This is a genomic window from Pseudomonas sp. GM79, from assembly GCF_000282495.1.
Lineage (GTDB): Bacteria > Pseudomonadota > Gammaproteobacteria > Pseudomonadales > Pseudomonadaceae > Aquipseudomonas.
Genome location: NZ_AKJE01000075.1, coordinates 54,655 through 74,154 on the forward strand (window position 1 = coordinate 54,655; position 19,500 = coordinate 74,154).

19 protein-coding genes are annotated in these 19,500 nt (G+C 60.4%); 12 read left to right on the plus strand and 7 right to left on the minus strand.

All coding sequences use genetic code 11. The features are described 5' to 3' along the window. Positions 1 to 11 precede the first annotated feature (11 nt). Positions 12 to 599 carry a hypothetical protein gene (locus PMI36_RS10715; protein ID WP_008073243.1) on the plus strand — a complete coding sequence of 196 codons (588 nt, stop codon included), beginning with the start codon at positions 12 to 14 and terminating at the stop codon, positions 597 to 599. Positions 600 to 610: 11 nt separating this feature from the next. On the opposite strand, the gene PMI36_RS10710 is transcribed toward PMI36_RS10715, so the two are convergent. Beyond that, positions 611 to 1,327 carry an alpha/beta hydrolase gene (locus PMI36_RS10710; RefSeq protein WP_008073244.1) on the minus strand — a complete coding sequence of 239 codons (717 nt, stop codon included), beginning with the start codon at positions 1,325 to 1,327 and terminating at the stop codon, positions 611 to 613. A 334-nt stretch (positions 1,328 to 1,661) separates the two neighbouring features. Further along, complete coding sequence (locus tag PMI36_RS10705) at positions 1,662 to 2,441, minus strand: ABC transporter substrate-binding protein (protein ID WP_008073245.1); 780 nt, start codon at positions 2,439 to 2,441, stop codon at positions 1,662 to 1,664. Between the two features lie 322 nt (positions 2,442 to 2,763). On the opposite strand from PMI36_RS10705, the gene PMI36_RS10700 reads away from it, so the two are divergent. Further along, a complete protein-coding gene (locus PMI36_RS10700; protein WP_008073246.1) occupies positions 2,764 to 3,405 on the plus strand; it encodes a type 1 glutamine amidotransferase in 642 nt (213 codons plus the stop codon). 116 nt (positions 3,406 to 3,521) lie between these two features. On the opposite strand, the gene PMI36_RS10695 is transcribed toward PMI36_RS10700, so the two are convergent. Continuing rightward, entirely contained in the window at positions 3,522 to 3,956 is a 435-nt protein-coding gene (locus PMI36_RS10695) for a rhodanese-like domain-containing protein (protein ID WP_008073247.1), read from the minus strand. Positions 3,957 to 4,057: 101 nt separating this feature from the next. Between PMI36_RS10695 and ftrA the strand changes: the two genes are divergently transcribed. Beyond that, positions 4,058 to 5,032, plus strand: coding sequence for a transcriptional regulator FtrA (gene ftrA / locus PMI36_RS10690; protein ID WP_008073249.1), 975 nt, complete (start codon positions 4,058 to 4,060; stop codon positions 5,030 to 5,032). A gap of 136 nt (positions 5,033 to 5,168) precedes the next feature. Here the strand turns inward: ftrA and cobF are convergent, their stop codons facing one another. Continuing rightward, complete coding sequence (cobF, locus tag PMI36_RS10685; protein ID WP_008073250.1) at positions 5,169 to 5,924, minus strand: precorrin-6A synthase (deacetylating); 756 nt, start codon at positions 5,922 to 5,924, stop codon at positions 5,169 to 5,171. After that, entirely contained in the window at positions 5,924 to 6,496 is a 573-nt protein-coding gene (locus PMI36_RS10680) for a histidine phosphatase family protein (RefSeq protein WP_008073251.1), read from the minus strand. Before PMI36_RS10680 ends, cobF begins: the two co-directional genes overlap by 1 nt. 502 nt (positions 6,497 to 6,998) lie before the next feature. On the opposite strand from PMI36_RS10680, the gene PMI36_RS10675 reads away from it, so the two are divergent. The 8 genes from PMI36_RS10675 (at position 6,999) to PMI36_RS10640 (ending at position 15,327) form a co-directional block, all read left to right on the plus strand. Continuing rightward, positions 6,999 to 7,853 (plus strand): MurR/RpiR family transcriptional regulator, encoded by an 855-nt coding sequence (locus PMI36_RS10675; protein ID WP_008073252.1) that lies wholly within the window; start codon positions 6,999 to 7,001, stop codon positions 7,851 to 7,853. 2 nt (positions 7,854 to 7,855) lie between these two features. After that, positions 7,856 to 8,500, plus strand: a complete 645-nt coding sequence (locus tag PMI36_RS10670) for an isochorismatase family cysteine hydrolase (protein WP_008073253.1) — start codon at positions 7,856 to 7,858, stop codon at positions 8,498 to 8,500. Next, on the plus strand, positions 8,497 to 9,828 hold the full coding sequence (locus tag PMI36_RS10665; protein ID WP_008073254.1) for a glutamine synthetase family protein: 1,332 nt from the start codon (positions 8,497 to 8,499) through the stop codon (positions 9,826 to 9,828). The genes PMI36_RS10670 and PMI36_RS10665 overlap by 4 nt, the downstream gene beginning before the upstream one ends. Beyond that, positions 9,812 to 10,564 (plus strand): N-formylglutamate amidohydrolase, encoded by a 753-nt coding sequence (locus PMI36_RS10660; RefSeq protein ID WP_008073255.1) that lies wholly within the window; start codon positions 9,812 to 9,814, stop codon positions 10,562 to 10,564. The genes PMI36_RS10665 and PMI36_RS10660 overlap by 17 nt, the downstream gene beginning before the upstream one ends. 57 nt (positions 10,565 to 10,621) lie before the next feature. Further along, positions 10,622 to 11,983 carry an APC family permease gene (locus PMI36_RS10655; RefSeq protein WP_008073256.1) on the plus strand — a complete coding sequence of 454 codons (1,362 nt, stop codon included), beginning with the start codon at positions 10,622 to 10,624 and terminating at the stop codon, positions 11,981 to 11,983. A gap of 119 nt (positions 11,984 to 12,102) precedes the next feature. Beyond that, positions 12,103 to 13,134, plus strand: coding sequence for an arginine N-succinyltransferase (locus PMI36_RS10650; RefSeq protein WP_008073257.1), 1,032 nt, complete (start codon positions 12,103 to 12,105; stop codon positions 13,132 to 13,134). 61 nt (positions 13,135 to 13,195) lie between these two features. Beyond that, positions 13,196 to 14,230: an arginine N-succinyltransferase gene (astA, locus tag PMI36_RS10645; protein ID WP_008073258.1), complete on the plus strand. Its 1,035-nt coding sequence runs from the start codon at positions 13,196 to 13,198 to the stop codon at positions 14,228 to 14,230. A 227-nt stretch (positions 14,231 to 14,457) separates the two neighbouring features. Then, positions 14,458 to 15,327 (plus strand): isocitrate lyase/PEP mutase family protein, encoded by an 870-nt coding sequence (locus PMI36_RS10640; RefSeq protein WP_008073259.1) that lies wholly within the window; start codon positions 14,458 to 14,460, stop codon positions 15,325 to 15,327. 230 nt (positions 15,328 to 15,557) lie between these two features. Here the strand turns inward: PMI36_RS10640 and PMI36_RS10635 are convergent, their stop codons facing one another. Beyond that, on the minus strand, positions 15,558 to 16,799 hold the full coding sequence (locus PMI36_RS10635; RefSeq protein WP_008073260.1) for a M20/M25/M40 family metallo-hydrolase: 1,242 nt from the start codon (positions 16,797 to 16,799) through the stop codon (positions 15,558 to 15,560). Between the two features lie 215 nt (positions 16,800 to 17,014). Further along, entirely contained in the window at positions 17,015 to 18,088 is a 1,074-nt protein-coding gene (locus tag PMI36_RS10630; protein WP_008073261.1) for a diguanylate cyclase, read from the minus strand. A 453-nt stretch (positions 18,089 to 18,541) separates the two neighbouring features. On the opposite strand from PMI36_RS10630, the gene PMI36_RS10625 reads away from it, so the two are divergent. After that, on the plus strand, positions 18,542 to 19,468 hold the full coding sequence (locus PMI36_RS10625; RefSeq protein ID WP_008073262.1) for an alpha/beta fold hydrolase: 927 nt from the start codon (positions 18,542 to 18,544) through the stop codon (positions 19,466 to 19,468). The last annotated feature ends 32 nt before the right edge of the window (positions 19,469 to 19,500 follow it).

The following is a 19,500-nucleotide window of genomic DNA, read 5'->3' on the forward strand; positions in this document are numbered from 1 at the left end:
GGAGAGTTTGAATGTCATTGTTGAGTAAAAAAGCCGTTGTTCTGCTGCTGATGGCGGCTACCAGCCTGGGTGCCTTGAATGTGCAGGCGGCCAAGGCCACTGCCGGCGACAAAGCGCCGGCCCAGAAGGTCTCGATGCTCGGCGGCAAGTTCACCTTCACCCTGCCCAAGGGTTTCATCGCCAACCCGCTGCCAGCCGGCGATGCGGCCACCGGCACTGCTGGGGCGACGGGTACGATGTACACCAACCAGACCACCAAAACCGTGGTGATCGCCGCTGAAAACACCATCCCCGGCGGCGTCAACGTCAAGGACAACGACGGTGAATTCCTCGACAACACCGTGTCCGCGTTCGCCACCGAGCAACGCAACGCCTTGCCGGATTTCAACAAAACCAGCGAAAAAAGCCTGACTCAGAAAGGCACGGGCCTGGGCCTTCGGCAGCTCGACAGCACCGCCACCCAGGGCGGCGGCATGACGCTGGACAGCACGTTGATGGCTGCTTCCGGCACGCGCATGGCCATCGTTCAGATCATTTCCCGCCCCAACGACAAAACCGGCCACGAAACGCTGGTGAAACAAATCGTCAGCGGCAAATAAACCCGACCGATTCAGGGATTGAGGCGCTGCAACCAGGCGCTCAAATCCTGCATCTCGGTGGCGCTGATGCTGTGACCGACACCCGGATAAGCATGAAACTGGGGCTTGAGTGACAGGCGCTGCAACAGGCTGTCGGCCTCTGTACCGTCGTTATAGGGCAGGCGTTTGTCGGCGGTGCCATGACCAATGAAAATCGCCAGTTGCTGGCGTTTTTCATCCGGTTTGAGCTCGGACTTGAGTACCGGCAGAATTCGCCCGCTCAGTGCCGCAATTCCACCCACTGCGTCGGGATGACGCAACGCGACCTCGTAGGACATCATCGCGCCCTGGCTGAAACCCACCAGGAATACCTTGTCCGCTTCGGTGTGATATTTCTTCGCCGCTTGTGCGACAAAATCCCTCAACACCTGGCCGCTGGCCTTCAGGTCGTCCGTCTCACCGTCATAGGCGCCCTCGCCCTTCTGGCGAAACCACTGGTAACTGCCCTCTTCCATCGTCATCGGCGCCCGCACCGACAGGTAGTTGTACTGGGGCGGCAATTGATCCTTGATGTCGAACAGGTCCTGCTCGTTACTGCCGTAACCGTGCAGGAAAATCACCAAAGGTTGGTTGCGGGATTCGGCGTTGGCCTGCTCCAGGTACTTGAGCGGCAGATCGGTGTGCAGCGGGGTTTGAGCGTGGACGGCGGTGGACGCCAGGAGCGTGAGCAGAGCGAGTAACTTCAACATAAACCTTCCTTCACAGCGCGCAGGATTCGGGGCAAAGCCTAACACTGTGAGGCGGGATGTCGATGATGACCCAGGCATCTTCGCCGCTTCTGAAGCCGTCTTCGCGAGCAAGCCCGCTCCCACAGTTGATCGGGGCTGATCACAAATTTTGTGATCGACACAGTTCCAATGTGGGAGCGGGCTTGCTCGCGAAGGCGTCTGCACATTCAACATTGATGTTGCCTGACACAACGCTTTCGCGAGCAAGCCCGCTCCCACATTAAATCGCGGCCTGATTAGAGAGCATAAAAAAGTGGCCACCGCGTCAACAGTGGCCACTTTTTTCTACAGCCTATTAATGACCGTAAACGTCAAAGTTGAAGTACTTGTCCTGCACTTGCTTGTACTTGCCGTTGGCGCGGATTTCGGTGATGGCGGTGTTGAATTTGTCCGCCAGCTCTTTATCACCCTTGCGCACGGCGATGCCGGCACCGCCGCCGAAGTACTTGGCGTCTTCATAGGTCGGGCCTACGAAGGCGAAGCCTTTACCGGCGTCGGTTTTCAGGAAACCGTCGTCCAGGTTGACCGAGTCGGCCAGCATCGCGTCGAGGCGACCGGCGACCATGTCCAGGTTGGCTTCCTGCTGGGAACCGTAACGCACCAGGTTGATGCCGGCCGGCACCAGCACTTCCGTGGCGAAACGGTCGTGGGTGCTGGCGCGCAACACACCGACTTTCTTGCCTTTGAGCTCGGTCAGCGGATCCTTGACGTCGGTGCCTTCCTTCATCACGAACCGAGCCGGGGTGTGGTAGTACTTGATGGTGAAGTCGACGTTCTTCTTGCGATCGTCGGTGATGGTCATGGACGACAGGATCGCGTCGATTTTCTTGACCTTCAGGGCCGGGATCAAACCATCGAACTCTTGTTCGACCCAGGTGCACTTCACTTTCATCTGCTCACACAACGCATCGCCGATGTCCACGTCGAAACCGGTGAGTTTGCCGTCCGGGGTTTTCATCGAGAATGGCGGGTAGCCGGCTTCGATACCGAGGCGAATCGGCTTGGCGTCATCGGCCATGGCGGTCAGGGACAACATCGACAGTGCCAGGGCACCGAACATCACTCGCTTCTTCATTTATAACTCCTGTGTGCGGAGGCTTTTATTGGCAGCTTTCGATTGGCAACTTTCGGTTAGTGAAGACCGAAGTGGCCGGCAGTCTAGAGCGGCTTCAGGAGGGCAAATTGTGTTTAAGCGACAAATACTTATAGAAAAAAAGCCGCGGGATTCAAGGCACTTGAAGCGTGCGCCACGGTGGTGCAAGGGCTGTAGGACAATCCCTTGTTTCAGACAAAACCTACAAGGTTTCGGGCGTGATCCGATTGAACAGTCGCGCTGGTGATGAAGCTTTTTTTGCGGCACATTGATCCCGCCACCCCATCCCCGAAAGAGAAGCGTGATGCCCGCATTGAACCTGATCCAGCACCATCCTGCCGAAGGTCCTGGCGCCATTGCCGAATGGGCTCGGGCCCGTGGCATTACGCTGAACGTGTTTCGCGCCGACCTCAGCCAGTTGCCGCCGGTGAGCGCGGCACCCGCGATCCTGTTGGGCGGGCCTTATGAATCCAACGCCGGGCCGACGTGGCTGGAAGCGGAGCGTCAGTGGCTGGCGGGGAGTCTGGCTCAGGGCGCGGCGGTGTTTGCGATTTGTCTGGGCGCGCAATTGCTGGCGTTGAGCCTGGGTGGGAATGTGCGACGCATGGCTCGCACCGAAACTGGCTGGACGACTGTGACCTTTGCGGATGGCCAGACGCTGAAGGTGTTGGAATGGCACGAAGATGCAATCGATCTACCGCCAGGTGCGCAGTTGCTGGCCAGCAGTGACGTGTGTGAGCAGCAGATGTACCGCGTCGGGGCGACTCGGGTGGGGTTGCAGTTCCACCCGGAGTGGGATGCTGAATCGGTGGCAATTCTCAATGAGTACTTTGCCGAAGAGTCGCCGTTGCCTCGGGGGCCACAGGACAGCGCCGCCTATGCAGCCGTATTTGGCTGGTTGCAGGTGACGCTGGATGAGTGGTGGGCGGTGCGGACAGCGGTTTGAATCAAGATCAAAAGATCGCAGCCTTCGGCAGCTCCTACAGGGGGACGTACAGCCGTAATTTCACCGGTACTCGATCAATGTAGGAGCTGGCGAAGCCTGCGATCTTTTCGGCTACATCAACATTCGCAGCCGATCACGGTACTGACCGGCCGTTGCACCACAACACTCAATTCAAACCCCTCATCCAGCCACCCGATAACCCCGCCAATCATTTCCTTGACCGGGTAACCCAGCGCCGCCAGTTTCACCGCGGCCTTGTTGGCGCCGTTGCAGTGGGGCCCTGCGCAATAAACCACAAACAGCGTGGACTTCGAATAAGCCGCCAGCCCGTCAGCCGTGATCAGCCGACCCGGAATGTTGATCGCGCCCGGCACATGTCCGCGCTCGAACGCCAACGGTCCGCGCACGTCGACCAGGACAAAATCCACCTCGCCGGCCTGTTGGCTACCATAGACGTCGGAACAATCGGTCTCGAAGGTCAGACGGTTGCTGAAATGCATCAGGGCGATGGCAGATGGGGCGGCGGGAATTTCGCGAACCAGGCTGGGCATGGGCTGTACTCCAAAGTCTCGGTGGGTGTGGGAAGACTTTATCTGCCCTACGCTTGTCGCTACAGTGGCGCACAAGACACTCACCGGGAATTTTCCGCCAAATGCAGCCCACCCCTGGATTGGTCGCGATTCTGGCCTATGACGGCCTATGCACTTTCGAATTCGGTATTGCCGTGGAGATCTTCGGCCTGGCGCGACCGGAGTTCGATTTCCCTTGGTATGAGCATCGAATCGTTGCCGTCGACCAAGGGCCGATGCGTGCCATGGGCGGCATCCAGGTGCTGGCCGACGGCGGGATGGAACTGCTGGAAGAGGCGCGGACTATCATCATCCCCGGCTGGCGCGACCGCAGCGCGGCGGTGCCTGAACCCTTGCTCGCCGCCCTGCGCCAGGCCCATGCCCGGGGCGCGCGATTGCTGTCGATCTGTTCCGGGGTATTTGTACTGGCGGCCACCGGCTTGCTGGACGGTCACGGCGCCACGACGCATTGGCGCTACACCGCTGAACTGGCCGAGCGTTTTCCGGACATACAGGTGGACCCGGACGTGCTGTATGTCGATTCGGGCCAGTTGATCACCTCGGCCGGCAGCGCCGCAGGCATCGATGCCTGCCTGCACCTGGTCGCGCGGGATTTCGGCACTCAGGTGGCCAACTCGGTGGCGCGGCGCTTGGTGATGTCGCCGCAACGCACCGGCGGTCAGGCGCAGTTCATTCCGTCACCGGTCAGCCCCACGCCACGCAGCGATCTGTCGCGGGTCATGCAGTGGGCGCGGGAGCGTCTGCACGAACCGCTGGAAGTTCGCGACCTGGCCAGCGAAGCGGCCATGAGTGAGCGCACGTTCCTGCGGCGGTTCACCGAAGCCAGTGGCCTGCCGCCCAAGGCATGGTTGCAGCATGAGCGCCTGGCCCGGGCCCGCGAATTGTTGGAGAGCACCCGCCAGAACACCGAGCAGATTGCCCAGCACTGCGGTTATCGTTCGGTGGAGAGTTTCAGGGTGGCGTTTCGCAGTGTGGTCGGCGTGCCGCCGTCGGTGTATCGGGAGCGGTTTGGGCGTGAGGTAAAGGCGATTTGTTGAGGTGTTATTGAGGGCCTCTTCGCGAGCAAGCCCGCTCCCACATTTAGTCTGCGTCGTACACAGATGTTGTGCTCAATAGAGATTCAGTGTGGGAGCGGGCTTGCTCGCGAAGGCGCCAGCCCAACCACCGAAACCCTCAAGGCTTGCGCAACAGATAGGTATCCATAATCCACCCATGCGCCAGCCGCGCCGCCTTACGCACCCGTTCAATCTCATCCGCGACATCCTTGAGCTTGCCGCTGATCAGGATTTCATCCGGCGTCCCCAGGTAAGCCCCCCAGTAAATCTCCGTCTCCTGATCGGCCACGTGATGGTAGGCATCTTGCGCATCCAGCATCACCACCAGGCTGTCGGCGTCACTCACCTGCCCCGCCGCCAACCGCCGGCCGGTGGTGATTTCAATCGAGCGCCCGATGCAATTCAGCGGCACCTTATGTTGCGCCGCCAACGCCTGCACGCTGGTGATCCCGGGGATGACTTCGAACTCGAACACACACCGGCCTGACGCCAGAATCGCCTGGAGGATCCGGATGGTACTGTCGTACAACGCAGGATCGCCCCACACCAGAAAACCGCCGCACTGATCGTCGGTCATTTCCTCGTTGATCAGCCGCTCGAAGGTCTGCTGCTTGGCGCGGTTCAGATCTTCGACGCTGGCCTTGTAGTCCACATCCCCGCGCTCCCGCTCCGGGCTGTGGGCTTCAACGAAGCGGTAGTCGCGATCGGTAATGTAGCGCTCACAGAGCTCGCGGCGCAGGTCGATCAGTTGGTCTTTGCTCTGGCCCTTGTCCATGAGGAAAAACACATCGACGTGGTTCAACGCCTTCACCGCCTGCATCGTGATGTAGTCGGGGTTGCCGGCGCCGACACCGATGACCAGAAGTTTTTTCATCAATGTGTTCCCTCAGGGTCCGTGCCCATCAAGCGTAGTCGCCAGCGACCGTTGAACCGCAATTCGATGGCCGACAACGGTTCGACGTCGATCTGGTTGAACGCCGCGCCCTGCAGCACCTGCATCAGTGCGGCGCGGATGACAAAAGGATGGGTGATGGCAACGATATGCCCCGGCGTCGCCTCAAGGGTATTCAACCACGCAGCCACCCGCTCACCGAGTTGTGCCACCGATTCTCCACCGTGGGATGCCGAGGTCGGGTCATTGAGCCAGGCCTGGAGCATCTCGGGTTCGGAGGTTTGCAGGTCGTCGAGCGACGCGCCTTTCCAGCGTCCGAAATCGCAATCTGCCAGTGCCGCGACAATCTCCACACCGTCGCCAAACAACTCAGCGGTTTGGCGGGTCCGCAGTTCCGGACCACAGAGCAAACGGGGGGTGCCCTTGAACTGGCGGCAACGCGACCCCTTCGCCGATTGCCAATCCATTTCCAACGGTTCGTTCGTAGGAAAACACGCCAATTTTTGTGCGACGGTTCGAGCGTGGCACATCAGGGTCAAGCGGGTCGCCTGCACGGAAGATCACTCTGTCGATAGGATGGAAAACGGCACGACGCCGCGAACAATCGGATCATTGTGCCGCAAGAAGCGCGCACTCTGAACGCATTCCTCGTAGCAGCTGCCGAACTCGCGTGGCTGCGTTCGGCCCTGTAGGAGCTGTCGAGCCTGCGAGGCTGCGATCGGCTGCGAAGCAGTCGTAAAACCAGAAGTCGCGGTGTGTCAGGCAGACCGCGTCAGCCGATTCACGACTGCTTCGCAGCCGATCGCAGCCTCGCAGGCTCGACAGCTCCTACAGTCTCCAATTTCCCCCAAAAAATGGCGATATCTCACACATCCATGAGCGATGTCCTACAAAGCCAGTCGACATCCGCGTAGCCCCCGACGCACGGGGTTTCGCCCCATTCCGGGGCTTGGAAAATCCTCGGAAAAATTCGCTAGACATGTAGCACACGTTACACAAATACTGTTTTAGCAATTTATGAAACGAAACCGACACACCCATCCAGCAGGAGCCCGGATGCCCTCTCTCAGAGACCTGATCACCGATCCCGGCCTGGAACTTACGCCGTCGGAACGCAAAGTCATACGTGCCTTGCTGGATCAGTACCCGCGTAACGGGCTGGGCCCGATGTCACGTCTGGCCGAACATGCCGGTGTCAGCGATCCGACCATCGTGCGGCTGGTAAAGAAGCTTGGTTTCAGCGGCTATGCTGACTTTCAGGAAGCCTTGCTCAGCGACATGGATGACCGCTTGCGCTCTCCCAGTACCCTGTTGCAACCCCGCGCCCATCTCAATAAAGATGACCCTTGGGGTCATTATCTGGCGAACAGCCATCGGGCATTGGTCGAGACCCAGGCGCTGACCCAACCCGAAGATGTACGAATTCTCATCGAATGGCTGCTCGACACCCGCCATCAGATCCATTGCTATGGCGGGCGCTTCAGCAGCTTCCTCGCCAACTATTTGCTCAACCATCTGCGCCTGCTGCGGCCCGGCTGTTTTGCCCTGGAAGACAACGCGCAATTGCCGGACCGGCTGTTCGACGTGCAGCGTCAGGACGTGGTGCTGGTGTTCGATTATCGCCGCTACCAGTCCCAGGCTCTGCGGGTCGCCAATGCCGCGAAGAGCCGACATGCGCGGGTCGTGCTGTTCACCGACATCTACGCGTCACCGCTACGAGAAATGGCCGACCTGATCATCAGTGCCCCGGTGGAATCGGCGTCGGCCTTCGACTCGATGGTTCCGGCGCTGGCTCAGGTTGAAGCACTGGTTGCCTGCCTGTCACTGCGCAGCCCCGATCTGGCCGATCGCCTGGAAGGCATCGATGCCCTGCGGAACGACTTCGACACTCACCTGCTGGAGGATAAATAAGGATGTTCACGCTCCCCCACCACTCGCCCCGGGATTTGCCGTTTGCCACCGACCACACCGCGCTGTTGCTGGTGGACATGCAGCGTGCCTGGCTTGAGCCGCAGTTCGACGCGCACCTCAACGGGCCGGATGCCGAATACTTTCTGACCCGCGCCCACATGCAAGTGGTGCCCAATCAACGCCGGCTGCTCAGTGCCTTTCGTAATGCACGACAAAACGTGCTGCACACGCTCATCGAAAGCCTCACCGCCGATGGTCGCGATCGTTCGCTGGATCACAAACTCTCGGACATGCACCTGCCCAAGGGCAGCCCGCAAGCGCGAATCATCGATGACCTGACGCCGATCGAAAATGAAATCGTGTTGCCCAAGACCTCTTCCGGGGTCTTCAATTCCACCAACATCGATTACGTGCTGCGCAATCTTGAAACCCGACACCTGATCATCGCCGGCATCGTCACCGACCAGTGCGTCGACATGGCCGTGCGTGACGCCGCCGACCGCGGTTACTTGGTGACGCTGGTCGAAGATGCCTGCGCCACTTACACCGAACAACGGCATTACGCCTGCCTGAATGCCATCAAGGGCTACTGCTGGATCACCGACACCCGGACCGTACTCGGCCGGTTGCAGGAGATGCAGCCATGAGCGAACGCCTGTCGCCATTACCCATGACCACGATCGTCACCACCGACCTGATCGGTGTGACACGCGGCCGTTCCTTTCCCACCGACGAACTCGAGGCCTATCAAGTGGCGGGCTGCGGCTGGGTGCCGGCCAACAGCGCCCTGACCCCGCAAGACATCATCGCTTCCGCCAATCCATGGGGCGCTTATGGCGACTTGCGGCTGATCCCCGACTTGAGCAGCCGCGTGACCGTCAACAACGGCCCGGACGCCAACGCCCCGGCGCTGGACTTCATTCACGGCGATATTCGCGAAACCGATGGCCGCCCGTGGGGCGCTTGCCCGCGCACGCTGTTGCGCAACGAGGTGGAGCGTTATCGCAGCGAATTGGGACTGCAGATCAACGCCGCGTTCGAACATGAATTCAACCTCGGCAGCGGCGCGGCTGAGCATCTGGCGTTCTCTCTTGAGGCGCAGCGCCAGGGCGCCGAATTCGGCGGCTGGCTGCTCAGCGCACTGCGTGCCGGCGGTGTGGAGCCGGAGATGTTCCTGCCGGAATATGGCAAGCACCAATACGAAATCACCTGCCGCCCCGCCCTCGGCGTCGCCGCCGCCGACCGCGCGGTGAACGTGCGCGAGATCACCCGTGAGATCGCCCGGCAAATGGGCCTGGACTTGAGTTTCGCGCCCAAGACCTCCGAGCAGGCGGTGTGCAATGGCGTGCATTTGCACGTGAGTCTGCAGGATCTGACCGGCCACCCGGTGATGTACGACGCCGGCACCAGCAACGGCCTGTCGACCCTCGGCCAGCATTGGGCCGCCGGCGTTCTGCATTATTTGCCGGCGCTCTGCGCCTTTACCGCGCCGACACCGGTTTCCTACGAACGCTTGCAGCCTCATCACTGGAGCGCTTCCTACGCCTGCCTCGGCCAACGCAACCGCGAAGCGGCGCTGCGGATTTGCCCGACCGTGAGCCTGGGCGGCAAAGCCGTGGCGGCGCAGTACAACCTGGAATTTCGCGCCATGGACGCCACCGCCTCGCCGCATCTGGCCATGGCCGCGTTGCTGATCGCCGGGCGCCTGGGCATCGAGCAGCGCCTGGCCCTGAACGCGATCACTGATGAAGTCCCCGACTCGCTGAACGAAGAGCAACGCCAGGCGCGCGGCATCGTCGCCCTGCCCGCGTCCCTGTCCCAGGCCCTGGAATGCCTGCGCAACAGCGAGGCGCTGATCGAAGCCCTGCCGAACGCCTTGCTGGACACCTACTTCGCCCTTAAAACCGAGGAACTGAGGCTGACGGAACAGCTCTCGCCCGCCGAACTTTGTGAGCACTATGCGCGCCTGTACTGAATCCGCCGAACTGGGCCTCTATACCCAGCCCGCGTATACCCTGAGCCGGGAAGCCTCCCAGCACCCGCTGATTCTGGTCTGTGAACATGCCAGTCGTTTTATCCCGGCCGGGTTGAATGACCTGGGATTGAGCCATGAAGCCGCCCGCGAACACATCGCCTGGGACATCGGCGCCCTGACGCTGGCCGAGGGATTGTCCCAAACACTGGGCGCCACCCTGTTGGCGGCCAATTATTCACGGCTGTTGGTCGACCTCAACCGCCCACGCCATGCCGCGGACAGCATTCCTTTGCAGAGCGAAATTTATCAGGTGCCGGGTAATCGGGATCTGGACGAGGCCACACGTGAATACCGCCGGCACTGCCTGTTCACGCCGTTTCATGCACGCCTGCAAACCTTGATCGACGCCCGTGTGGCTCAAGGTCGACCGGTTCGCGTGGTGGGGATTCACAGTTTCACGCCGATATATCACGGTCAGCCACGCGTGCTGGAAGTCGGTGTGTTGTATGGACAGGCCGAGGAGTACGCCCAGCGAGTGATCGACGGATTGAGTCGGCATCCCTTGAAAGTCGCCGGCAATCAGCCTTACAAAGTCGATCCGCTGGGCGACATGACCGTGCCGGTTCACGGCGATGCACGAGGGCTGGAGTCGGTGTTGATCGAGGTGCGCAACGATCTGCTGCGCACGCCCGAAAACATCGGCCGCTGGACCGACTATCTGGCGCCACTGCTGTAGAGCAATAGTTTCACACTCGCAGCGTGCAGCTGCTTTCAAGTCAAGGAGAAGGGCTTCATGGAAATAGAAGAATTCGGCTACAAGCAAGAGTTGAAACGTAGCCTGTCGCTGACGGATCTGGTGGTGTACGGGATGATCTTCATGATCCCCATCGCCCCGTTCGGCGTCTATGGTTACGTCAACGCCGAAGCCCCGGGGATGGTGCCGCTGGCCTACATCATCGGCATGGTGGCGATGCTGTTCACCGCCCTCAGTTACGGCAGCATGGCCCGGGCCTTTCCGATTGCGGGCTCCGTGTATTCCTACGCACAACGCGGCCTCAACCCGCATGTCGGGTTTATCGCCGGTTGGCTGATGCTGCTCGATTATTTGCTGATTCCACCGCTGCTCTACGTCTACGCAGCGATGGCGCTGAATCATTTGTACCCGGATATCCCGAAAGTCGGCTTCATCCTGGCCTTTCTGGTCAGCGCCACCTTCGTCAACCTGCGGGGCATTACCTTCACCGCGCGGATGAACATCGTCTTTCTACTGGCGCAACTGGTGGTGCTGGGGATCTTCCTGTTCTACGCCTGGAATGCCCTGCACAGCGGCGGCGGTAACGGTCAACTGACCCTGGCGCCGCTGTACAACCCCGAGACCTTCAACTTCGCCCTGCTGATGCAAGCGGTGTCGATTGCCGTGCTGTCGTTCCTCGGTTTCGATGCGATTTCCACCCTCGCCGAAGAAATCAAGGGCGACCCTGGCCGCAGCGTCGGCAAAGCTGCGCTGATCACATTGCTGGTGATGGGCGTGATCTTCGTCGTGCAGACCTGGATTGCCACGGATCTGGCCGCCGGCCTGGGCTTCAAGAGCGCCGACACTGCGTTCTATGAAATTGCCGAAATCGCCGCCGGCAGCTGGCTGGCAACCTTGACCGCCGTGGCCACCGCCCTGGCTTGGGGCGTCGCCGTCGCGATCACCTCGCAAGCGGCGGTTTCGCGCCTGCTGTTCGGCATGGCCCGGGACGGCAAACTGCCGAAAGTGCTGGCCAAGGTGCATCCGAAACACAACACGCCGTACTTGAGCATCTATCTGGTGGCGGTGCTGTCGCTGGTGATCTGCTACCTGTTCATCAACTCGGTGGACACCCTCACCTCCCTGGTGAACTTCGGCGCCCTGAGCGGCTTCATGTTGCTGCACCTGACCGTCATCAACTATTACTGGCGTCGGCAGAAGTCCGGCCAGGTGATCCGTCACCTGATCTGCCCGGTAATCGGCTTCATCATCGTCGCGGCCATCATGTACAACATGGGCGTCGATGCACAGAAACTCGGCCTGATCTGGATTGCCCTGGGGCTGGTCTATCTATTCTTCCTCAACAAACTGGGTGCCAGCACGGCGCTGCCTGATCCGAGCACCGACCCAAGCAATGGCTGACAAGAAAAAGGGCAGCGTCTGACATGAATTCAGGCGACTGCCGATTTCAAGCGTGGAAACCGACAGTGATAGTCAGGTTCGGTGCAAATCGCCGAACCCTTTGATACAGGAGTACATCCATGCTGGTCTTACGCCCGGTGGAGTTAACCGACCTGCCCCAGTTGCAGCAACTGGCGCGCGACAGTCTGGTGGGGGTCACGTCCTTGCCGGACGACACCGAACGCCTGCGCGAGAAGATTCTCGCCTCCTGCGCTTCGTTCGAAAAAGACGTCCAGGGTCATGGCCCGGAGAACTATTTCTTCGTGCTGGAAAATCTCACGACTCGCCATCTTGTCGGCTGCTCGGAAATCCTCGCCACCGCAGGGTTCAACGAGCCGTTCTACAGTTTGCGCAACCGCCATTTCACCAGCGCCTCACGGGAGCTGAACATTGAGCACGGGGTGCCGGCACTGTCGTTGTGCCACGACCTCAGTGGCCATACGTTGCTGCGCGGTTTCCATATCGACGCGACACTGGAACGCACGCGGTTTTCCGAATTACTGTCCCGGGCGCGGCTGCTGTTCATCGCCGCCCACACGGCGCGCTTTGCCGAAGCGGTGATCACCGAAATCGTTGGCTACAGCGACGAACAGGGGCAGTCACCCTTTTGGGATGCGCTGGGCAAACATTTTTTTGACCTGCCTTACGTCGAGGCCGAGCGACTTTGCGGTCTGCAGAGCCGGACGTTTCTCGCCGAACTGATGCCGCAATACCCGATTTACGTGCCGATGCTGCCGCCGGCGGCACAGGCCTGTATCGGCCGGATTCATCCTGACGGTCAAGAGGCCTTCGACATTCTTGAACGCGAAGGCTTCGAGACCAACAGCTACATCGACCTGTTCGACGCTGGCCCGACGCTGTACGCACGCACCTCGAACATTCGCTCCATCGCCCAGAGCCAGACCGGCACGGTGCATCCTGACTCAGCCACCGATGCGCGCGGCAGTTCCTTGGTGAGCAACTATCTGGTGAGCAACGATTCGTTGAAGGACTACCGCGCAATTGTTGCCGAGCTGGACTACCACGCCGGGCAACCCGTGGCCTTGAGCGCCGAGATGTGCGCAGCCCTGAATGTGACCGACGCCAGCGCTATCCGGTTGATCGCCCTGTGAGCCGCCGCCGGCCCCGTGCCCAACGACAGCGCCCGTACATGCGCGAAGAAGGAGCTGCATCATGATTGTCCGCCCGGTTCAAGTCACCGACCTGCCCGCCTTGCTTGATCTGGTGCAACGGGCCGGCCCCGGGTTCACCACCCTGCCGGCCAGTGAAGAGCGCCTGACCCACCGTGTACGCTGGGCCCAGCGCACCTTTGCCGAACAGGTCGAGCGTGCGGACGCCGATTACCTGTTCGTGCTTGAAGACGACGATCAACAAGTGGTCGGCGTCAGTGCCCTGGTGGGGGCTGTCGGCCTGCGGGAGCCCTGGTACAACTACCGGGTGGGGCTCACGGTCAGCTCCTCGCCGGACCTGGGTATTGCGCGCCAGATCCCTACGTTGTTCCTGAACAACGAAATGACCGGCCAATCGGAAATCTGTTCGCTGTTTCTGCGACACGATCAACGTCATGGCAATAATGGTCGACTGCTATCGCTGGGGCGCCTGCTGTTCGTTGCCGAGTTCCCCCATCTGTTCGGCGACAAGCTTATCGCCGAACTGCGCGGCAGTGCCGATGAACAAGGCTGCTCACCGTTCTGGGACAGCCTGGGTCGGCACTTTTTCAAGATGGATTTCAGCCATGCCGATCACTTGTCGGGGCTTGGCAGCAAAGCATTCATCGCCGAACTGATGCCGCGCCAGCCGCTCTACACCTGCCTGCTCACCGAACAGGCGCAGGCAGTGATCGGCAAGCCGCACCCGAACACCGAACCTGCACTGAAGATCCTCACCGCCGAGGGGTTTTCCCATAAGGGGTACATCGACATCTTCGACGCCGGCCCGGTAATCGAAGCCCCAGTGTCGAAAATCCGCACGGTGCGTGACAGCCAACGCTTGGAGCTGGCCATCGGCACGCCCGACGACCAGGCGCCAATATGGCTGATCCACAACCGCCGCCTGGAAAACTGCCGCATCACCACCGCCCAGGCGCGGCTGGTCGGCAACAGCCTGATCGTCGACCGACTCACTGCCAAACGCCTGCAACTGCAACCCGGCAACTCGGTGCGTGCCGTGCCACTGCGCAACCGACAGCAGCAGGCGGTGGCGGCGTGATCGGAAAAGATCTCAGCCTTCGACAGCTCCTACATCATTCTTTACCCGTCTGCATCAATCGTTGAACATCCTGTAGGAGCTGCCGCAGGCTGCGATCTTTTGATCTTGCATCCCTTGGCCGGCAAATTCGTCATCATTCTTTACCCTTCCCCGTGATAGCCTTTTGTTCCTTCGGCGTTGACACTTTTGCTCAAGCCCTTCCATTCCTTTGTATTGGTGGAACTCATATGCCCAGGCTGTCTCATCAAGATTTGCGCCGTAATTTCCGCCAACTGTTCGCTTCCAACGCCTGCTATCACACCGCGTCGGTCTTCGACCCCATGTCGGCACGCATTGCCGCTGATCTGGGTTTTGAAGTGGGGATCCTCGGTGGTTCGGTCGCGTCGTTGCAGGTGCTGGGCGCCCCCGACTTTGCCTTGATCACCCTGAGCGAGTTCGCCGAGCAGGCCACCCGCATCGGCCGCGTGGCCCAATTGCCGGTGATCGCCGACGCCGACCACGGCTATGGCAACGCGCTCAACGTCATGCGCACCATCGTCGAACTCGAACGCGCCGGCGTGGCCGCGCTGACCATTGAAGACACCCTGTTGCCGGCGCAATTCGGCCGCAAGTCCACTGACCTGATCACGGTTGCCGAAGGTGTCGGCAAGATTCGCGCGGCGCTCGAAGCCCGGGTCGACTCGGAAATGGCGATCATTGCGCGGACCAATGCCGGGATCCTGCCGGTTCAGGAGATCATCAGCCGCACCAAGCAATACCAACAGGCCGGGGCGGACGGGATTTGCATGGTGGGCGTGCGGGACTTCGACCACCTCGAACAAATCGCCGAGCACCTGAGCGTACCGCTGATGCTAGTCACCTATGGCAACCCGTTGCTGCGCGACGACAATCGCCTGGCCGAACTGGGTGTGCGCGTCACCATCGACGGGCATGGTGCGTACTTCGCGGCGATCAAGGCGACTTATGACAGCCTGCGCGAACAACGCCAGATCTTCACCCAGGCATCGGATCTGAGCGCGACTGAACTGACGCATACGTACACGCAACCTGAGGAATACATCGTTTGGGCGAAGGAATATATGAGCGTCAAGGAGTGAGGGTTCAGCTGAAATGATGGTGTGACATCTGGCCCCTTCGCGAGCAAGCCCGCTCCCACACTGGATTTTCTGTGGACACATTATTTGTGCACGCCCGCAATCAAATGTGGGAGCGGGCTTGCTCGCGAAGGCGGCATATCAGTCGACATCATCATTGACTGACACACCGCCTTCGCCAACTCCCCCCCTCACAACAGAACCTGCCCCACATCAAGGAATGATCTGGCCGATTACTTCTTGGTCAACTCCATAATCATCCGCGACAGCAGATAAATCCGTGGCGCCACGCTCTCGACCTCGGCGTATTCCTCGGGTGTATGAATATTCCCGCCGACAATCCCGAACCCATCCAGCGTCGGCGTACCCACCCCGGCCGAGAGGCTGGCATCCGCCGCCCCGCCGCTACCTTCTTCCGTCAGCTTGCGGCCAATTTCGCCGTAAATCCCCTGGGCCATGGCCATCAAGCGATCCGACTCCGCCGTTTGCGGCATCGGTGGCAAGCCGCGTTTAAGGGTAGTGGTGACTTCAGTCTCGGGAATCAGCTTGTCCTTGGAGACTCGTGCCAGGTCTTTTTCGATCCGGTCGAACTCTTCCGGCACCGCTGCCCGCACGTCAGCCTTGGCGGTGGCCTGATCCGGAATCACGTTGGTGCGATCGCCAGCATTGAGCACGGTAAAGTTGATGGTGGTTTTCTTCTGCGCATCGCCCAGTTTGCCGAGTTGCAGGATCTGGTGCGCCGCTTCCATGGCCGCGTTACGCCCCAGTTCCGGCGCAACGCCAGCGTGAGAGGCCTTGCCCTTGACCTCCACCACAGCGGTGGCGCTGCCTTTGCGCCATACCACCAAACCATCCGCCGGGCGGCCCGGTTCGAGGTTGAGTGTTACGTCGTGGGCCTTGGCGGTTTTCTTGATCAGGTTGGTGGCGACGTCCGAGCCGGTTTCTTCGCTGGCATCGAGCAGGAAGGTGATCTGCGCATAATCCTTGAAATCCAGGTTTTTCAGGACCTTCAGTGCATAGATCCCGGCGACGATGCCGCCCTTGTCGTCCATCACGCCCGGCCCGTAGGCGCGGCCGTCCTTGATGTGGAACGGGCGCGCGGCGGCGGAGCCTTCCTTGAACACGGTGTCCATGTGCGCCATCAGCAGGATTTTCGCCGTGCCGGTGCCTTTAAGCGTGGCCAGCACATGGTTGCTCTTGTCCGGAGTGTTGGGCACGAGTTCGATAGTGGCACCGAGTTTCTTCAACTCTTCGATGGCGATGTCGCTCACTTGGGTCAGGCCCGGCTCATAACCGGAGCCGGAGTCAATGTTCACCAACCGTTCCAGCAGTTTCAGGGCTTCACCTTTGTACTGTTCGGCATCGGCGAGGACTTGTTTGTGAGGTTCGGCGAAAGCTGCGGGGGTGAAGGCGCCGAGGGCGAGGGTCAGGCCAAGGCTGGTGGCCAGGAGGGAGCGAGAGCGTTTGAACGTCATGAATCGATCCTTGTTTCGTGTCGGGGTCGAAAATACCCTACCTGACTACGACGCAAGGCTCTACACCGGATGCGACACCTACAAACCTGAATGACCACACACCCCCTGTGGGAGCGGGCTTGCTCGCGAAAGCGGTGTATCAGGCAACGATGATGTCGACTGACACGCCGTCTTCGCGAGCAAGCCCGCTCCCACAAGGGATTTGGGGTGATCGGTCAGACCGAATCGAACAACGCCTTATGCGGCTTGCCATCACTGTGGCAAATGACGCGGTTGCGGCCGGTGGTCTTGGCTTCATAGAGCGCCTGGTCGGCGTCGTTGAGCCATAGGGTCGCGTCGTCGTGGGCCGGGTTGAAGGCTGCCAGGCCGATGCTCAAACTGACCTTCAGCGCCGGGTTTTGCTCATACCCCAATGTGGCGAAACGATCACGCAGCGCATCCATCGCCACGGCCGCGCGGTCCAGCGGCAGGTCCGGCAGCAGCACACAGAATTCGTCGCCGCCATAGCGTCCGGCGAGATCCGCTGCGCGCAGGTTCTGCTTTAGCATCTTGCTCAGCTGACGCAGGACGATGTCCCCGGCGACATGGCCGTAGGTATCGTTGATGGTTTTGAAATGGTCGATGTCGATCAGCGCAATCGCCCCGCCCTGCTGTTGGCGTTGGCAGCGCTGAAACTCGATTTCCAGCTGATCTTTCCAGGCACCGTGATTCAGCAGGCCAGTCAGGCTGTCGGTGCGGCTCAGGGCCAGCAGTTCGCGCTTGTGCCGGCCGAGGGTGTCGGCCTGACGGAAGCAGATCCAGCCCAGGGACAGCGGATAAATCGACAGCAAAGGCAGGCAGGCGTACAGCTGAAACGGACTGGTTAGCGGGACAAAAGCCGGCATGAACACCAGCAGCCCGAGGCCTATCCCAAGCACCTGCGCGACGGCGCCCACCAACAGAAAACGCACACCGCCGATGGCCACGTTGTGCATCGCCATCATCGAAAGGGTCGCCGCGCTGGGCAGCGGATTGAACTGCATGGCGGCCACCCAGAAACCGCCGAGAAACGCGTCCACCAGGATATTGCGGTGTTCGGCACGAAAAGGAATTTCTGCCCGGCGCGCCCATTGATAGGCCACATGCGGCCAGAGCAGCCCGTTGAACAGCATTACCCCCCAGACCCATGGCGCCGGGTCGAGTGGGTACATCCCTGCGCCAACGCACAATAATCCAAGGGCCAGCCCCAGGATTCGCGACCCATAAAGCCTCCTGGCCAGTGAAAGTCCCTTTCCTCCCTTTTTTTCCATAGAGGCCTCTGTACTGCTGAACGGAGCCTGACAACACACGGGTTGAAAGTGTGTTTGAAGTCTATCAGGGCAACGGCAAATAGCCATCACCGGTTGGCGGTCTGAATAGCATCACCTCCCATGAGCTGAATACCCAATGTTTGGTCTATACATGAAGGGAGGGATCGATAACAACGATAAAGAGGAGGCCTTTGTAGCAACTTGCCGAAGCCTGCGTTCGGCTGTAGCAGCTGCCGGGCCTGCGAGGCTGCGTTCGGCTGCGAAGCAGTCGTCAAAACCTGAACTCGCGATGCAACAGGCAAACCGCATCAGCCGGATTCACGACTGCTTCGCAGCCGAACGCAGGCTTCGCCAGCTGCTACAAAGAGTGTGTCGCGGCGCAATTGGATTTCAGTTAACACACATCGATCCGAGCGCTCAAACCCGCCGACCTCACTGCAAAGGAATAGCCTGATGCTTTTGTTGGTTGTCACTATCGCCGTCTTCGTGGCCTGGAGCTGGTTGAGCTATCCGGCCATCGGTTACTGGCTCTATGACTTGAACATGGCGCTGGAGGCCCGGCTGTACCGGTTGCACAAGATCGTCGTGCCAATCCCCGAAATGACCGTTTCGACCTGGCAAGGCGGCCCTTACGAAGCCGCCAGCAGTGTGCTGATGTTGCACGGCTACAGCGCCGACAAGAACATCTGGCTGCGCTTCGCCCGGCACTTTGTCGACGACTACCGGGTGATTATTCCTGACCTCGCGGGGCACGGCGAAACCGGCTTCAAGGCCGGTGGGGGCTATGACATTCCAGTCCAGGCCAAACGATTGATCCAGTTGCTCGATATCTGCGGGGTCGAAAAGGTACACGTGATCGGCAACTCCATGGGCGGCTACATCGCGGCGTGGCTGGCGGCCAACTACCCGGAACGCATTATCTCGCTGGCGCTGCTCGACCCGGCCGGCGTCACCGCCCCGGAGCCCAGCGACATGGAGCGACACCTGGCCCGCGGCCACAACCCGTTTTTGATTCATTCCCGGGAGGAATTCCAGTATTTCTACGCCATGACCATGGTCTCGCCGCCATGGGTGCCGGGAATCGTGCTGGACGCCGTCGCCCAGCGTTATGAACAGCAGCGCGACGAGCTGGAAGAAATCTTCAGGGACTTCCACGCCAGCCCGCCGATGGAGCCAAAACTGCCCGACATCAAATGCCCGGCGCTGCTGCTGTGGGGGCGCAAGGACCGCTTGATCGACGTCAGCAGCGTACCGGTCTGGAGCAAGGGCATCGCCGATCTGCAAGTGGAAATCTGGGACGGTGTCGGCCATATGCCGATGGTTGAGCAACCCGCCAAGACAGCGCGGCTGTATCGGGAGTTTTTGGGAAGGAAAACCTGATGAGATCCCTTGTGACAAAGGGGGCAAGCCCC

Bases quoted from the DNA above. Each gene is read 5' to 3' on its own strand.
- PMI36_RS10665 (WP_008073254.1), top strand. From the start codon at position 8,497: ATGAGCGAACGCCTGTCGCCATTACCCATGACCACGATCGTCACCACC.
- PMI36_RS10635 (WP_008073260.1), bottom strand. From the start codon at position 16,799: ATGACGTTCAAACGCTCTCGCTCCCTCCTGGCCACCAGCCTTGGCCTG.
- ftrA (WP_008073249.1), top strand. From the start codon at position 4,058: ATGCAGCCCACCCCTGGATTGGTCGCGATTCTGGCCTATGACGGCCTA.
- PMI36_RS10640 (WP_008073259.1), top strand. From the start codon at position 14,458: ATGCCCAGGCTGTCTCATCAAGATTTGCGCCGTAATTTCCGCCAACTG.
- PMI36_RS10695 (WP_008073247.1), bottom strand. From the start codon at position 3,956: ATGCCCAGCCTGGTTCGCGAAATTCCCGCCGCCCCATCTGCCATCGCC.
- PMI36_RS10705 (WP_008073245.1), bottom strand. From the start codon at position 2,441: ATGAAGAAGCGAGTGATGTTCGGTGCCCTGGCACTGTCGATGTTGTCC.
- PMI36_RS10625 (WP_008073262.1), top strand. From the start codon at position 18,542: ATGCTTTTGTTGGTTGTCACTATCGCCGTCTTCGTGGCCTGGAGCTGG.
- PMI36_RS10660 (WP_008073255.1), top strand. From the start codon at position 9,812: ATGCGCGCCTGTACTGAATCCGCCGAACTGGGCCTCTATACCCAGCCC.
- PMI36_RS10655 (WP_008073256.1), top strand. From the start codon at position 10,622: ATGGAAATAGAAGAATTCGGCTACAAGCAAGAGTTGAAACGTAGCCTG.
- cobF (WP_008073250.1), bottom strand. From the start codon at position 5,924: ATGAAAAAACTTCTGGTCATCGGTGTCGGCGCCGGCAACCCCGACTAC.
- PMI36_RS10630 (WP_008073261.1), bottom strand. From the start codon at position 18,088: ATGGAAAAAAAGGGAGGAAAGGGACTTTCACTGGCCAGGAGGCTTTAT.
- PMI36_RS10675 (WP_008073252.1), top strand. From the start codon at position 6,999: ATGCCCTCTCTCAGAGACCTGATCACCGATCCCGGCCTGGAACTTACG.
- PMI36_RS10710 (WP_008073244.1), bottom strand. From the start codon at position 1,327: ATGTTGAAGTTACTCGCTCTGCTCACGCTCCTGGCGTCCACCGCCGTC.
- astA (WP_008073258.1), top strand. From the start codon at position 13,196: ATGATTGTCCGCCCGGTTCAAGTCACCGACCTGCCCGCCTTGCTTGAT.
- PMI36_RS10715 (WP_008073243.1), top strand. From the start codon at position 12: ATGTCATTGTTGAGTAAAAAAGCCGTTGTTCTGCTGCTGATGGCGGCT.
- PMI36_RS10650 (WP_008073257.1), top strand. From the start codon at position 12,103: ATGCTGGTCTTACGCCCGGTGGAGTTAACCGACCTGCCCCAGTTGCAG.
- PMI36_RS10700 (WP_008073246.1), top strand. From the start codon at position 2,764: ATGCCCGCATTGAACCTGATCCAGCACCATCCTGCCGAAGGTCCTGGC.
- PMI36_RS10670 (WP_008073253.1), top strand. From the start codon at position 7,856: ATGTTCACGCTCCCCCACCACTCGCCCCGGGATTTGCCGTTTGCCACC.